The 12971-nt window shown below is 66.2% G+C and carries 13 protein-coding genes; 8 read left to right on the forward strand and 5 right to left on the reverse strand.

Features of this window, described 5'->3' with window-relative positions; all coding sequences use genetic code 11:
- The first annotated feature begins 28 nt into the window (after nucleotides 1-28).
- From ACFTSF_RS12630 to ACFTSF_RS12650, 5 genes are all read left to right on the forward strand, one after another.
- Nucleotides 29-469 (forward strand): hypothetical protein, encoded by a 441-nt coding sequence (locus ACFTSF_RS12630; protein WP_344148582.1) that lies wholly within the window; start codon nucleotides 29-31, stop codon nucleotides 467-469.
- 117 nt (nucleotides 470-586) lie between these two features.
- Complete coding sequence (locus tag ACFTSF_RS12635; RefSeq protein WP_380153949.1) at nucleotides 587-1570, forward strand: D-isomer specific 2-hydroxyacid dehydrogenase family protein; 984 nt, start codon at nucleotides 587-589, stop codon at nucleotides 1568-1570.
- On the forward strand, nucleotides 1561-2595 hold the full coding sequence (gene vanA / locus ACFTSF_RS12640; RefSeq protein ID WP_380153950.1) for a D-alanine--(R)-lactate ligase: 1035 nt from the start codon (nucleotides 1561-1563) through the stop codon (nucleotides 2593-2595). Before ACFTSF_RS12635 ends, vanA begins: the two co-directional genes overlap by 10 nt.
- The gene (gene vanX, locus ACFTSF_RS12645; protein ID WP_380153951.1) at nucleotides 2592-3200 is read left to right on the forward strand and encodes a D-Ala-D-Ala dipeptidase VanX; all 609 of its coding nucleotides are present in this window, start codon (nucleotides 2592-2594) and stop codon (nucleotides 3198-3200) included. Before vanA ends, vanX begins: the two co-directional genes overlap by 4 nt.
- The gene (locus ACFTSF_RS12650) at nucleotides 3197-3637 is read left to right on the forward strand and encodes a GNAT family N-acetyltransferase (RefSeq protein WP_380153952.1); all 441 of its coding nucleotides are present in this window, start codon (nucleotides 3197-3199) and stop codon (nucleotides 3635-3637) included. The genes vanX and ACFTSF_RS12650 overlap by 4 nt, the downstream gene beginning before the upstream one ends.
- Here the strand turns inward: ACFTSF_RS12650 and ACFTSF_RS12655 are convergent.
- Both ACFTSF_RS12655 and ACFTSF_RS12660 read right to left on the reverse strand, forming a co-directional pair.
- On the reverse strand, nucleotides 3585-4682 hold the full coding sequence (locus tag ACFTSF_RS12655; protein WP_380153953.1) for a sensor histidine kinase: 1098 nt from the start codon (nucleotides 4680-4682) through the stop codon (nucleotides 3585-3587). The genes ACFTSF_RS12650 and ACFTSF_RS12655 overlap by 53 nt on opposite strands.
- Nucleotides 4675-5343 (reverse strand): response regulator transcription factor, encoded by a 669-nt coding sequence (locus tag ACFTSF_RS12660; RefSeq protein ID WP_380153954.1) that lies wholly within the window; start codon nucleotides 5341-5343, stop codon nucleotides 4675-4677. Before ACFTSF_RS12660 ends, ACFTSF_RS12655 begins: the two co-directional genes overlap by 8 nt.
- A gap of 38 nt (nucleotides 5344-5381) precedes the next feature.
- Here ACFTSF_RS12660 and ACFTSF_RS12665 point away from each other — a divergent pair, with 38 nt between their 5' ends.
- Nucleotides 5382-6158, forward strand: a complete 777-nt coding sequence (locus ACFTSF_RS12665; RefSeq protein ID WP_380153955.1) for a hypothetical protein — start codon at nucleotides 5382-5384, stop codon at nucleotides 6156-6158.
- Here the strand turns inward: ACFTSF_RS12665 and ACFTSF_RS12670 are convergent.
- Together ACFTSF_RS12670 and ACFTSF_RS12675 are read right to left on the reverse strand one after the other, a co-directional pair.
- Nucleotides 6097-8265 (reverse strand): discoidin domain-containing protein, encoded by a 2169-nt coding sequence (locus ACFTSF_RS12670; RefSeq protein WP_380153956.1) that lies wholly within the window; start codon nucleotides 8263-8265, stop codon nucleotides 6097-6099. The two genes, ACFTSF_RS12665 and ACFTSF_RS12670, sit on opposite strands and share 62 nt — an antisense overlap.
- A 54-nt stretch (nucleotides 8266-8319) precedes the next feature.
- Nucleotides 8320-8742: a DoxX family protein gene (locus ACFTSF_RS12675; protein ID WP_380153957.1), complete on the reverse strand. Its 423-nt coding sequence runs from the start codon at nucleotides 8740-8742 to the stop codon at nucleotides 8320-8322.
- 182 nt (nucleotides 8743-8924) lie between these two features.
- On the opposite strand from ACFTSF_RS12675, the gene ACFTSF_RS12680 reads away from it, so the two are divergent.
- Nucleotides 8925-10220: an epoxide hydrolase family protein gene (locus ACFTSF_RS12680; RefSeq protein ID WP_380153958.1), complete on the forward strand. Its 1296-nt coding sequence runs from the start codon at nucleotides 8925-8927 to the stop codon at nucleotides 10218-10220.
- 7 nt (nucleotides 10221-10227) lie between these two features.
- On the opposite strand, the gene ACFTSF_RS12685 is transcribed toward ACFTSF_RS12680, so the two are convergent.
- Nucleotides 10228-11298 (reverse strand): acyltransferase family protein, encoded by a 1071-nt coding sequence (locus ACFTSF_RS12685; RefSeq protein ID WP_380153959.1) that lies wholly within the window; start codon nucleotides 11296-11298, stop codon nucleotides 10228-10230.
- A 482-nt stretch (nucleotides 11299-11780) separates the two neighbouring features.
- On the opposite strand from ACFTSF_RS12685, the gene ACFTSF_RS12690 reads away from it, so the two are divergent.
- Nucleotides 11781-12959 carry an acyltransferase family protein gene (locus ACFTSF_RS12690; protein ID WP_380153960.1) on the forward strand — a complete coding sequence of 393 codons (1179 nt, stop codon included), beginning with the start codon at nucleotides 11781-11783 and terminating at the stop codon, nucleotides 12957-12959.
- Nucleotides 12960-12971: the final 12 nt, after the last annotated feature.

Raw genomic sequence — 12971 nt, forward strand, 5'->3', positions numbered from 1 at the left:
TTGCCGCCCAGTGACAAGGAGTTCTGCTATGCGCATTCCCACTCGAGCACTCGGAATCGCGGTGGCCTCGGCCGCAATGCTTTCCGCCGGCATCAGCCCGGCCATGGCCGCCGACGGCCACGTCTACGTGCACGTCGTCAGCCCGCAAGGCGGTGACGCGGGCGGCTCGTCGTACGCCGACCTCGACTTCAAGTCCGCAACACAGGTGGTCTACAACAACTGGGTCATCAACGACACCTGCCCCGGTGACGGCTACCGCGTGATCGCGCGCGCCCGGGCCCTGCTCAGCAACGGCAACTGGGCCAACGGCGTCTGGCACGAGGACGACGGCACCTGCGAAAGCGACGCGTGGGGCCCGTACGACAACAAGGAGCTGAACACCAGCGCGAGCATCGTCAAGGCCGGTATCCAGGTCTGTGTCGACCTCGGCGCCACGCTGAAGTGCGAGAGCGAGTTCCTCCCGCGCTGACCGCCGTACTGAAGTATCGGCCGGGTCGGACCACGGGGTCCGGCCCGGACTCATGTGTGCTGAGCATATGAAAACTCGGATACGCAGCTGCAACGACCGGCTGGCTTGACTTGCGGCATGACGTATCACGAACCAGGGCTGGGCATCACGGTCTACGGCTGTGAACCCGACGAAGCGGTGCTGTTCCGGGAACTGGCCGCGCGCTACCGGGTGGAGCCGACGATCACGCCGGCCGCGGTCACCGAGGCCACGATCGACCTGGTGGCCGGCAACCGGTGCATCAGCGTCGGACACAAGTCCCGGATCAGCGACCAGACTCTGCTGGCACTCCGCGATGCCGGCGTCACGTACATCTCGACGCGCAGCATCGGCTACAACCACCTCGATGTGGAATACGCCTCCGGCCTCGGCATCGCCGTACAGAATGTCGCGTACTCCCCCGATAGCGTCGCCGACTACACGTTGATGCTGATGCTGATGGCGGTGCGGAACGCGAAGTCGATGATCCGGCGGGTCGACCTGCACGACTACCGGCTGACCGAGCTCCGCGGCCGCGAGCTGCGCGACCTCAGGATCGGCGTCATCGGCACCGGCCGGATCGGTGCGGCCGTGATGGACCGGCTGCGCGGATTCGGCTGCTATGTCGTTGCCCATGACACCTGTGCGATGACGTCGGCCGACTACGTCCCGCTGGACGAGTTGCTGCGGATCAGTGACGTGGTCACGCTGCACACGCCGCTCACCGCGGAGACGAACCATCTGCTCGACCGCGCGCGGATCGCGCAACTGAAGGACGGCGCGTTCGTGATCAACACCGGCCGCGGCGCGTTGCTCGACACCGAGGCGCTGATCGAGGCCTTGGAGAGCGGGCGGCTGGGTGGCGCGGCCCTCGACGTACTCGAAGGCGAGGAAGGCATCTTCTACGCCGACCACCGGGACAAGCCACTCGAGAGCCATCTGCTGCTCCGGCTGCAGAAGTTGCCGAACGCAATCGTCAGTCCCCACACGGCCTATTACACCGACCACGCACTCAGCGACACGGTCGAGAACTCCATCATCAACTGTCTCAAGTTCGAAAGCAGGAAGCGGGAATGGATATGAAGCTGAAGCTGGGCATCTTGTTCGGCGGCGCCGGCGAGGAGCACCCGGTGTCGGTGAAGTCCGCGCAGGAGGTCGCGAAGCACCTCGACCTGGCGAAGTACGAGCCGGTCTGGATCGGGATCACCGAGAGCGGCGCCTGGCGACTGTGCGACGGCCCGAACTTCGACGAGGCCCGCCCGGCGGTGCTGTCGCCGGACCGGAGCACACCCGGTCTGCTGGTGCTGCTCGCGGACGGCCGCTATCTGACGGTCAGCCTGGACGTCGTACTGCCTGTCCTGCACGGCAAGACCGGCGAGGACGGTTCGATCCAAGGACTGCTGGAGCTCTCCGGACTCCCCTACGTCGGCTGCGACATCCAGAGTTCAGCCGTGTGCATGGACAAGTCCCTCGCCTACACCGTCGTACGCAGCGCAGGGATCGCCACACCCACCTTCTGGACCGGCACCGCCGATGACGACCTCGACCCCTTCCAGCTCCCCTACCCGGTGTTCGTGAAGCCGGCGCGGTCGGGATCGTCGTTCGGCGTCAGCAAGGTCACGCGACCGGCCGAACTGGCGGACGCACTCGAGACAGCACGCCAGTACGACGCCAAGGTCCTGATCGAGGAGGGTGTCGTCGGCAGCGAGATCGGCTGCGCGATCCTCGGGAACGACGGTGATCTCGTCACCGGCGAACTCGACCACATCACGCTGACGCACGGATTCTTCCGGATCCATCAGGAGGACACTCCCGAGAGCGGTTCGGAGAACTCGGCACCCGTTGTGCCGGCCCAGATCCCGGAGGACGCGCGCAAGCTGGTTCAGGAGACGGCGATGGCGATCTACCGCGCGCTGGGTTGCCGCGGACTCGCCCGGGTCGACATGTTCCTCAAGGAGGACGGGACAGTCGTCCTCAACGAGGTCAACACGCTGCCCGGACTCACGTCGTACAGCCGGTATCCGCGGATGATGGCGGCGGCCGGGCTGTCGCTGGGTGACGTGGTGGACCGCGTGGTGGCGCTGGCGATGGAGGGAAGCTCGCGATGAAGGCCGACTTCGTCTATCTGGACGAGTTCGTCTCGGGGATCCGCTGGGACGCGAAGTATGCGACCTGGGACAACTTCACCGGCCGTCCGGTCGACGGCTATCTCGCCAACCGCGTAGTCGGGACCAAGGCCTTGGCCGCGGCTCTGGCTAAGGGTCGCGAAGAGGCGGCGACACTCGGTTTCGGGCTGCTGATCTGGGATGGGTACCGCCCGCAGAGCGCCGTGGATCGCTTCCTGCGCTGGGCAAACGAGCCGGAGGACGGCCGCACGAAGTCCAGGCACTACCCGAACATCGGGCGGACCGAGATGTTCGTCCAGGGCTACGTGTCGGCCAGGTCGGGGCACAGCCGCGGCAGCACGGTCGACCTGACTCTCTATCACTTGGACACCGGCGAACTTGCTCCCATGGGCGGTGATCATGACCTGATGGACTCGATCTCCCATCACGGCGCCACCGGCATCACGCCGACCGAGGCACGCAACCGGCAGCACCTCGGCAACATCATGGAGGCCGCCGGATTCCAGCGCTACGACTACGAATGGTGGCACTACACCTTGAAGAACGAGCCTTACCCGGACAGCTACTTCGACTTCCCGATCGCATGATCCGGATCGCCGAACCGTCCGACGCGGTCGCCGTCAACGAGCTGCTGGTGCAGCTCGGCTATCCCCAGTCGGAGGTCTCCGCGACAGCTGATCGGATCCGCGACTGGCAGTCCGATCCGACCAGTACGGTGTACGTCGCCGATGACCGCGATCAGGTTGTCGGCGTGGTCGCCGTACATGTCGGGCCGTATTTCGAACGCACCGGATCGTGGGCGCGGGTCGTGGCACTGGTGGTGTCCGAACAGGTTCGCGGCCAAGGGATCGGTGGGCAGCTGATGGCGGCCGCGGAGGAGTTCGCGGCCGACCATGGGTGCCTGCGGGTCGAGCTCAGCAGCTCGGACCGCCGTACCGAGGCGCACGCCTTCTACGAGGGCCGCGGCTACGTCAACCAGAGCGGCCGGTCGTCGTGGTTCCGCCGCGAGGCAGCTCGACCGTGACTCGGAGGCCACCGTCGGGGCGGGCCATCAGGCCGAGTGTCCCGTGGTGAACCTCGATGATCCGCTTGACGATGGCCAGACCGAGGCCGACGCCGCCGTGGTCACTGCGGATGCGCTCGGCCCCGCGCTGGAACGGTTCGGTGAGCGTCGAGAGCATCTGCGGGGTGATTTCCGCGCCGGTGTTCTCGACGGTCAGTACGACGGACTCCGGCCAGACCACGGTGTCGACCTGCACGATGCCACCCTCGGCCGTGTTGTGGACTATCGCGTTGTGCACGAGGTTCGTGGTCAGCTGCAGCAGCAGCGCGCGGGAGCCGGTGATGACGGCCAGCTCGCCGGAGGTCTCCAGCAGAACATCGCGCTCTTCGGCCTGTGACAGCAGGGATTCGGCCGCTTCCTCCGCGACCAGGGACAGGTCGACGTCCTCGCGGGTGAAGGATCCTTGGTCGGTGCGGCTGAGCACCAGCAGCGCTTCGGTGAGGTCGATCGCCCGCGCGTTCACGGCGTGCAGGCGGTCGACCAGCTCGTCCGGCGGCCGCTTCGGATCCTTACGCGCGACATCGAGCAGGGTCTGCGTGATCGCCAGCGGGGTGCGCAGTTCGTGGGAGGCGTTCGCGGCGAACCGGCGCTGCTCGGCGACATGCGCCTCGAGCTGCGCGAGCATCGCGTCGAAGCTGTCGGCCAGTTCGCGGAACTCGTCGTTGCGCCCCGGCATCCGGATCCGATGGGACAACGACCCGGTCGCGGCCAGTCGGGTGGCGTTCGTGATCTGTGAGACCGGAGCCAGCATCCGGCCGGCCAGGAACCAGCCGCCCACGAGCCCCAGGACCAGCAGCAGCACCGCGGCAAAGCCGGCCGCGGGCACGAACCGCCTCAGCAAGCCTTCGTAGTACCCGTACTTGACGGTGATCACCAAGCCGTCCTGCGGCGTGAGCTTCAGCGACAGCGCGACCGCACCCAGCAGCAGGATGCCGGCCACCATCACCAGGCCGGCGTAGCTGAGGGTGAGTTTCAGCCGGATGCTGAGCCCAGGCGGCCTACTCATCCTCGCTGCCGATCCGGTACCCGACACCGGGCACTGTGGCGATCAGCCAGGGCTCGCCGAGCCGCTTGCGCAGCGTCGACACCGTGATCCGGACCGCGTTGGTGAACGGGTCCGCGTTCTGATCCCAGGCCCGTGCCAGCAATTCCTCGGCGCTGATCACTCCACCCTCGGCCGCGACCAGCACCTCCAGTACGGCGAACTGCTTCCGCGTGAGGGCGACGTACCGGCCGTCGCGGTAGACCTCGCGGCGGAACGGATCGAGCTTCAGTCCTGCGATCTCCCAGACCGGCGGACGGTTGTGTACCCGACGGCGGTCGAGCGCGCGCAACCGGAGTACCAGCTCCTGAAGGTGGAAGGGCTTGGTCAGGTAGTCGTCGGCGCCGAGCTCGAAGCCGGACGCTTTGTCGTTGAGCCGGTCGGCGGCGGTGAGCATCAGGATCGGCATCCCGGTGCCGGAGGCAACGATGCTGGCGGCGACCTCGTCACCCGAGGGCCCCGGGATATCGCGATCCAGGACGGCGATGTCGTACGTGTGCAGGCTCAGCAACTCCAGCGCGGTATGCCCGTCACCGGCGATATCGGCCGCGATCGCCTCCAGCCGCAGCCCGTCCCGAATCGCCTCGGCCATCTCCGGCTCGTCTTCCACGATCAGCACCCGCATACCCCCAGATGCTACGGGTCAGCACCTATCGTCGGCGTATGCACAGCATCCGCCTCATCGTGAACCGGCGCTCCTGGCCGTATCTGCTGGCCGGGCAGGTGCTGCTCTGCGCGTTCCTCCTGTGGTGCGGCGACGCCCTGCTGGACATGCCCGACGACCTCACCGAACGGTTGCCGGGCTACACCTATTTCCTCGGCCTCGTCACGATGGCCGTCGGCGGAATCGTCGCCCAGCGGAGCCCGGGCTGGTATCAGCCCACTAGGCGTCCGTTGGCCAACTACTTCAGCGGGCTGCTCGCGTTGGTCGCGCTCGTCCCGGTGCTCGTCCTTCCCGTCCTCGGCCTGCTGTACATCTGGTTCGCAGCCCGCGGCGAGACCGGCCCCACGGCCGACCTGCTGACCGGCACGGCGTGGGGTCTGGCGCTCGGCGTGGTCGCGGCCTGGACGGGCGCGTCCCTGACGCTGATCGTCGGCCACTGGAGTGCCGTGACCATGTTGGCCGCGCTGGTGGCGTTCTTCGAGCTGTTCGAGATCAGCGACGGCTACGGCAACCCGACCATGAACCAGGTCGGGCATTGGATGCCGCGGATCAACTACGACGCGGTCATCCAGCACGGCACCGACTACGAAATCTACGTGCGCGGCCAGAACTTCCGCAGTACCGGGACGGCTGAACGATCCTTCGAAGCTGGGCTGACATTCTTCGGATGGGTCGTGGTCGCCGTCGTCGTACTGGGTGCCCTCGCTGCCGTGGTCAGGACGCGTAGATCTCGTACTCCGACAGTTGACCGGCCGGCCAGCCGGTGTTGGCGGTGAAGGTCAGGCGCACCCAGCGCGTGTTCACGGCGGCCGGGAGCGTGATGGTCGCTGCGTTGCCCGCGCCAGGGTCGAACGTGCGACCGGCGGCACCGGCGAGTTGCGTGTACGACGAGTTGTTCGTGCTGCCGAGCACCTGGATCGTCTGGGACCGGGTACCCCAGTTCGGCGGCAACTTGAGGACGAGGCGCTTGACGTTCTGATTGCTGCCGAGGTCGACGGTCAGCGACTGCGGCCAGGTGTTGTTGGCGCTCTCCCAGTAGCTGGCGGAGTTCCCATCGACCGTGTTGCTCGCGACGTAGTTCTGGTTGACGCTGCTCGCGGTGACCGGCCGACCGGCTGCGAGGTTGCCGCCAGGTGTCGGGGTTCCATTGCCCGGCTCGACCCAGTTGCAGCCGCTCCAGGTCGAGTCCCAGCCACTGTTGCCGGAACCGCGGTTGAGACCGAACGATCCACTTGGGTAGGCGCAGTTGTAGACGCCGGCGCGGCCGATGCCGCTGGCAACGACATTGCTGACGGTCGCCGTACCGGTCGTCTCTGCCTGGAAGGCGAACGTGCCGGCACCTTCGATCGAGCCGCCGTCCACCGTCACGTTCTGCACCGCCCGCCCGGCACCGCCACCGTCGACGAACTGGTACGCCGACCACGGGCTCGCCACCAGGCGGTTGTTGAGCAACCGCACCTGTGCGTTGATGGGGTTGTCGTACGCGTCGACGCGGATCGCGCCGTGCGGATGGTTCTGACCCCAGTTCGGGTTCATCGCGCCGGTCCGGATCAGCGTGTTGCCGGAGACCGTGATGGTTCCGGCGAGCGGGAAGAACGGGGATGCGAAGTTCTGGTTGGAGATCGCGATCCCGCCGCCGAGCGCGTTGGTGTCGGCGACCAGGTTGTCCCGCACGGTGATGTCGGTACCGCCGTAGATCGCGATGCCGTTGGCCAGGTTCGGCTGGACGATCGTGTTGTTGGCGAAGGTGCTGTTCCGGTTCGCCGCATGCAGCGACCACATCGCGAGCGAATCGTCACCCTGGTTGCGGAGGAAGTTGTTCCGCACTTGCACGTTGTACGCCGTACCGTTCAGGTTCAGGCCGTCGGCGGTCATGTCGTAGAAGCGGTTGTTCTCGACCACCAGGTTGTCGTTGTTGCCGGTCAGCCACAACCCGACCTTCAGGTGCTGCAGCCAGAGTCCGGAGGCGATGGAGTTCGGGCCGAGACTGCCGTTGACGAAGTTGTCCGGCGAGTTGTCGTTCCGCTCGGTCACCTCACCGATCACGGCGAAGTCGTACAACTTGACGTTGCCGCCACCGTTCGGGCGGTCGATCAGGTGGTGGCTGAGCAGCGTCGAGTGCCAGCGCCCGGCACCGCGGATCGTCACGCCGTCGGGGTTGATCGTGCCACCGACCCGGAATCGGCCGGCCGGAATCCACACGGTCCCACCAGAACCGCGGGCACTGTCGATCGCACTCTGGATCGCACCGGTCGAGTCGTTGTTCCCGTTCGGGTCGGCACCGCGATCGGTGATCGAGATCGAGCCACCAGGTTGACCGGCGGGGCCGGCCACATTCTCGAACTCGACATCATCGATCGTGTACGGACCCGCGGTGTTCTCACCGTCGACCTGCAGCTTGATCTTCGCGCCCGCATTGACGGTCTGGCCGAGCTGCAGCCGAGCGTGGTCGTACAACTTGTGCGTCCGGGATCCGGCGATCCACCCGGTGTCGACGTAGCTGTACTTCGCCGTCACCGCCAGGGACTGCGACAACTTCTGCCCGTTGACGTAGACCGCCAACGTCCCAGTGCGCCCGTCCGGGACCGAGTACGCCACGTTGATCGCGTTGGTCGTGCCTGGTGCGGTGAACTCGACGTACTGGCCGCTGTTCAGCGTGACGGCCTGCCGGTTGGAAGCCTCGGCGGCGAGCGTTCCCTGGGCGTAACTCGGGCCGATCTTGCTGCCGTTGGTCGCCGAGTTCTCGGCCTCCACGATGGTGAACGGCAGCGTCGCGCCGACTGCCTGGATCGCGGCCTCCGCAGGGAGCGAAAGTCCAGCGCTAATGACCGCGATCGCGGCTAGAACTGCTGTTTTTGGGCGTGCCTGTATCCGATGTGCCATGGCCGTGGCCTTCCTGGGGGCGGGGGTGCCGCACACCTTAAGGAAGGCCCTAAGTCAGCGCAATAGTTCGACGTCCTTTTGCAAATTTCCGACACGCAGCCAGCTCAGCGAGGCCCGCCGGAACCACGCGATCACGGCGGCGAGCAGGAGATACACGCTCGGGACCACCGGAGCGGCCTCCAACACCGCCACGTTCGTCACCACGGCTCCGGCCATGATTCCCACCAAGCCGAGCGCAGCCGCGCCGCAGAGTCGTGGGATCAGGAGTCCGATCGCGCCGGCAATTTCCAGGACGGCGACGGTGTAGCGCAGCCACTGGCCGGCGCCGATGGCGTCGAACATCTCGATCATGAGCGGGTCGCCGGTCAGTTTCGGCAGGCCGGCCATCACGAACGAGGCAGCCAGCAACACCTGCAGTACCCACAAAGCCACGCTGGCCGGCCGGACTCGGCGAGCCGTCGTCATCGTCGTACTCATCACTACCTCCACGGGATTTGGTCTGTACGACGACCTTCGCGTGAGCGGCGTGGTGGCCACATCCGTGGCCACCACTGAACTGGTCGGCCCGGGGACCAGTGAGTTTCACGGGTGCGACGGGTGGGTCGCGCGGCGAGGGTGGAGGTGTCAGCAGGAGTTACCGGATTGGGAGAGGTAGACGGATGCGCTTCACGGATGGGGTCGGGCCTTCGCGGCGGGCGGTGTTGCAGGGCGGGCTGGTGGCCGGAGTCGGTCTGACCGCGCTGGGCAATGGGGTGGCGAGCGCCGCGCCGCCGGCCAAGCTGAGTGGTGGCGCGGGGATCCGTCCCTTTCGGGTTTCGGTACCTAAGCCGAAGCTGACCGACCTGCGGCGGCGGATCGCCGCGGTGAACTGGCCGACGGCCGAACTGGTCGGCGACCGGACACAGGGTGTGCAACTCGCGACCTCGCAGGCGCTGGCGAAGTACTGGCTGAGCAGGTACGACTGGCGGCGATTCGAGGCCAAGATCAACAAGCTGCCGCAGTTCACGACGGAGATCGATGGTGTCGACATCCACTTCATCCACGTCCGCTCACCGCACCGGGACGCACTGCCGCTGATCATGACCCACGGCTGGCCGGGCTCTTTCGTGGAACTGCTGGAGACCATCGGTCCGCTGACCAACCCGACCGCGCAAGGCGGCAGCGCGGCCGACGCGTTCCACCTCGTGCTGCCGTCGATTCCGGGGTACGGCTTCTCGAGCCAGCCGACCGAGATCGGCTGGGACCCAGGCCACACCGCCAAGGCATGGCACGAACTGATGCAGCGACTCGGCTACAGCAAGTACGTCGCTCAAGGTGGTGACGTCGGCTCCGCCGTAACCGACAACCTGGGTCGCCAAGCGCCCGACGGCCTACTCGGCATCCACGTCAACCTGCTCGGCGCCGCCCTGGGCGGAGTCGGCTGGCCCACCAACACCGACGAGGAACGCGCCGCCGCCGCAGCGGTCGCCGAATTCAATGCCACCGGCAACGGCTACCGCATCGAGCAGACCACCCGCCCCCAAACCATCGGCTACGCCCTCCTCGACTCCCCCGTCGCCCTCGCCGCCTGGATGCTCGACCACGACACCGACAGCTACTACAAAATCTCCAAAGCCTTCGTCCACGGCCACCCCACCGGCAACCTCACCCGAGACCACATCCTCGACAACATCACCCTCTACTGGCTCACCGGCACCGGCGCCTCCGCCGCCCGCGTCTACTGGGAAAGCGCCCGAGCCCGAGCCACCAACCCGCCCCCACCACCCGTCGGCGTCCCGGTCGGCTTCAGCGCCTTCCCCGGCGAGATCATGCAAGCCCCCCGCACCTGGGTAGAAAAGACCTACCCCACCCTCAACTACTACAACAAACCCACCCAAGGCGGCCACTTCGCCGCCTGGGAAGAACCCACCCTCTTCACCACCGAAGTCCAAGCAGCCTTCAAGTACCTCCGCTAGAAACTGATCAGCGGGACGTGACCGGTGCGGTACGACGGTGGGCTGGCGCAGGACGGCGGCTGACGCCGAGTCCGAACGGCAGTTCGAAGAGGGCCTTGGGCAAGTATTTGTAGAGGACCAGGCAGAGCCACGCCACCAGCGCGGTCAGGACGATGGGCTCGACGATCTGCGTGACCAGCTGGATCGTCGGGCTCGCGGATGACAGCGGCTTCAGCAGCGCCTCGTGGATCAGCGCGAGCAGCGGCATGTGAATCACGTAGATCGGCAGCGTACGGCGTCCGATACTCGCCAGCCCGTTGGACAGACGTTCCCACCGAGTCACCAACCCAGCAGCGGTCACGCCAAGCAGAATCGCCACTCCGCTCACCAGCGGCCACAGCCCGAACCACGTCTTCGCATCAAACAGAGCGACCACTCCGAGAAGTACGCCGTACGGGGCCGCGATCGCGATCAGTCGCAACCAGCTCGCGTCGGCGGCGAGCTTCTCGATCAGGGTCTTGCCATAGATGCCGGCCAGGAAGAACACCAGGTTCTGATAGACGCCGGCGCGATCACCCGGTACGGCGACCAGCCCGGCCGAGGCCGTTGCCGACAAGAGGAACGCCAGTCCGAGGACCACCCACGGCGGCACCCGGCGAGTTGCCCGGGCGACGATGAAGTACAGGGCGAGGGCGTAGAGGTACCAGAGGTTCGACGGTGTGATGAACAGCTGGGCAACGAACTTGAGCGGGCCGTCGGCGCTCTCGGTGCCGAAGTCCGGCACGAACGCCAGGATGACCGTGTGGATCACCAGCCACACCACATAGATGTAGTAGAACTTCGCGACCTTGGTGCGCAGCACTTCCGGCCAGGTCCGCTGCACCGCGCGGACTGCGAAGAACCCGGAAACCGCGAAGAACAAGGGCATCCGCAAGGGCAGCAACTGTTCCCCGAAGGTTCCCCAAGCGCCCTTGATCTGGCCACCGATGTGCCAGTCGATCTGCAGGTAGTGCTTCATCAGCACGTGCCACAGGACCACCAGCAAAATACAGACGCCCTTGGCAACATCTGCCCAGGCGACGCGGTTCCGCTCCGGCATCTCTGTTCCTTCCGCGGTCGCATCCGCCGTCAACATGTCTTAAAAACTAGGGAAATCAAGGCCTCACGCCATCAGCCCGCAGGTGGCAGCCGATGTCATCCCGTGGTCTGACACGGACCCGTCGCCGTACACCGAAAGGGCAGACCCCCGCGGCCCGGCATCAGGAACGAGCGGCTGGAGGGCGTGCGAGGTTGAGCGACGTGGTCTGAATCACAACGTCGCTCTCCCCCGGGAACCACCCCTCAGCGGCTCTGCGACCAGCGTGTGGGGTGCCCGTTTCACAGTCGTTTCACAGCCGCGTCACAGACCGGCCAGGCCGCTGTACCAATAGGTACGTTTGGGTGGTGACCCATCGCTACCGATATAGTGCGGCCGGTATCTGGGTGTAACGGTGTGAACTTTTCTCTCGGCGCCGGCGTCCCACTGTTCACTTGCCCGACCCCAGCCCGACACCGCGGGCGACGTAGAGGAGCCTGACAAGGATGACTTCAACGCCGACCGCCGACGTCGCAGCGCGCGAGCTCGACAGATCCGGAGAGCGTGTCGGCGGCTCGAACCAGCCGATGAGTCACGCCGAGTACCTGGCGCTCAAGCGGTTCCCCGCCCTCGACGGGCTGCGCGCGATCGCGGCGCTGATGGTCGTGGTCTTCCACAACCAGGGACCGGACTGGCTGCAGGGCTGGATCGGCGTCCAGATCTTCTTCGTGATCTCCGGCTACCTGATCACCACGCTGATGCTGCGCGAAGAGGACCGCGCCGGCCAGATCTCGTTCAAGAAGTTCTACGCCCGCCGCATCTTCCGCATCCTGCCCGTGTACTTCGTGCTGCTCGGCGTGACGCTGGTCCTGCAGTTCTTCCATGGCAGCCTGACCAAGAGCCCGCCCGGGACCGAGCTGCCGCTGTACCTGTTCTTCTTCAACGAGTTCGGTCAGGGCGGTCAGTACGGACAGTCCTGGTCACTGGGCATCGAGCAGAAGTTCTACCTGTTCTGGCCCCTGCTCGCGTTCTCGGCGATCCTCGTGCAGCGCCGCCGGAGGAAGTTCCGCGGCCGGATCGGCCTCACCCTGGTCCTGATGGCGATCATGCTCGCCATGGTCCCGCTGTCGATGGGCGGCGACCCGCGCGGCTGGACCGCACACTACTTCTCGATCCTGGTCGGCTGCCTGGTCGCGATCCTGATGCACAACCCCCGGACCTACAACCTCTTCAAGCCGCTCACCCGGCCCTGGGTCGCCTGTACGGCGGCCGCCGCGTTCGTGGCGATCCACGGAACCGTCCACCTGTGGGGCGCGTTCATCGAGAAGCACCACCTGGCCGGCAACGTCCCCGGGTTCATCGCGGTCCCCCCGCCGTACGTCGTACTGGTCGGGTTCCTGCTGTTGCCGGCCCTGCTCGCGAACGCCTTCCCGCAGCGACTGCTGTCCATGCGGCCCTTCGTGTTCCTGGGCGAGCGGTCCTACTCGATCTACCTGGTACAGCTGATCGCACACGAGGCAGTGGTCGCGATCTACCTGCTGTTCGGCCAGAACCTGGGCAAGACGCCAGTGCCGTTCGTCGCGGTGTCGCTGATGTCGATCGTGATGGCCCACCTGTGCTTCCTCTGGGTGGAGAAGCCGATGATCAACGTCGGCAAGCGGTTCATCAGCAGCAAACTGGCCTGACAGCCGGGGTGC

Origin of the sequence: Kribbella sp. NPDC056951, assembly GCF_042674205.1 — a bacterium.
GTDB lineage: Bacteria > Actinomycetota > Actinomycetes > Propionibacteriales > Kribbellaceae > Kribbella > Kribbella yunnanensis.

Bases quoted from the DNA above. Each gene is read 5' to 3' on its own strand.
- ACFTSF_RS12655 (WP_380153953.1), bottom strand. From the start codon at position 4,682: ATGAGTAGGCCGCCTGGGCTCAGCATCCGGCTGAAACTCACCCTCAGC.
- ACFTSF_RS12630 (WP_344148582.1), top strand. From the start codon at position 29: ATGCGCATTCCCACTCGAGCACTCGGAATCGCGGTGGCCTCGGCCGCA.
- ACFTSF_RS12660 (WP_380153954.1), bottom strand. From the start codon at position 5,343: ATGCGGGTGCTGATCGTGGAAGACGAGCCGGAGATGGCCGAGGCGATT.
- ACFTSF_RS12685 (WP_380153959.1), bottom strand. From the start codon at position 11,298: ATGCCGGAGCGGAACCGCGTCGCCTGGGCAGATGTTGCCAAGGGCGTC.
- ACFTSF_RS12635 (WP_380153949.1), top strand. From the start codon at position 587: ATGACGTATCACGAACCAGGGCTGGGCATCACGGTCTACGGCTGTGAA.
- vanX (WP_380153951.1), top strand. From the start codon at position 2,592: ATGAAGGCCGACTTCGTCTATCTGGACGAGTTCGTCTCGGGGATCCGC.
- ACFTSF_RS12670 (WP_380153956.1), bottom strand. From the start codon at position 8,265: ATGGCACATCGGATACAGGCACGCCCAAAAACAGCAGTTCTAGCCGCG.
- ACFTSF_RS12675 (WP_380153957.1), bottom strand. From the start codon at position 8,742: ATGAGTACGACGATGACGACGGCTCGCCGAGTCCGGCCGGCCAGCGTG.
- ACFTSF_RS12650 (WP_380153952.1), top strand. From the start codon at position 3,197: ATGATCCGGATCGCCGAACCGTCCGACGCGGTCGCCGTCAACGAGCTG.
- ACFTSF_RS12665 (WP_380153955.1), top strand. From the start codon at position 5,382: ATGCACAGCATCCGCCTCATCGTGAACCGGCGCTCCTGGCCGTATCTG.
- ACFTSF_RS12690 (WP_380153960.1), top strand. From the start codon at position 11,781: ATGACTTCAACGCCGACCGCCGACGTCGCAGCGCGCGAGCTCGACAGA.
- vanA (WP_380153950.1), top strand. From the start codon at position 1,561: ATGGATATGAAGCTGAAGCTGGGCATCTTGTTCGGCGGCGCCGGCGAG.
- ACFTSF_RS12680 (WP_380153958.1), top strand. From the start codon at position 8,925: ATGCGCTTCACGGATGGGGTCGGGCCTTCGCGGCGGGCGGTGTTGCAG.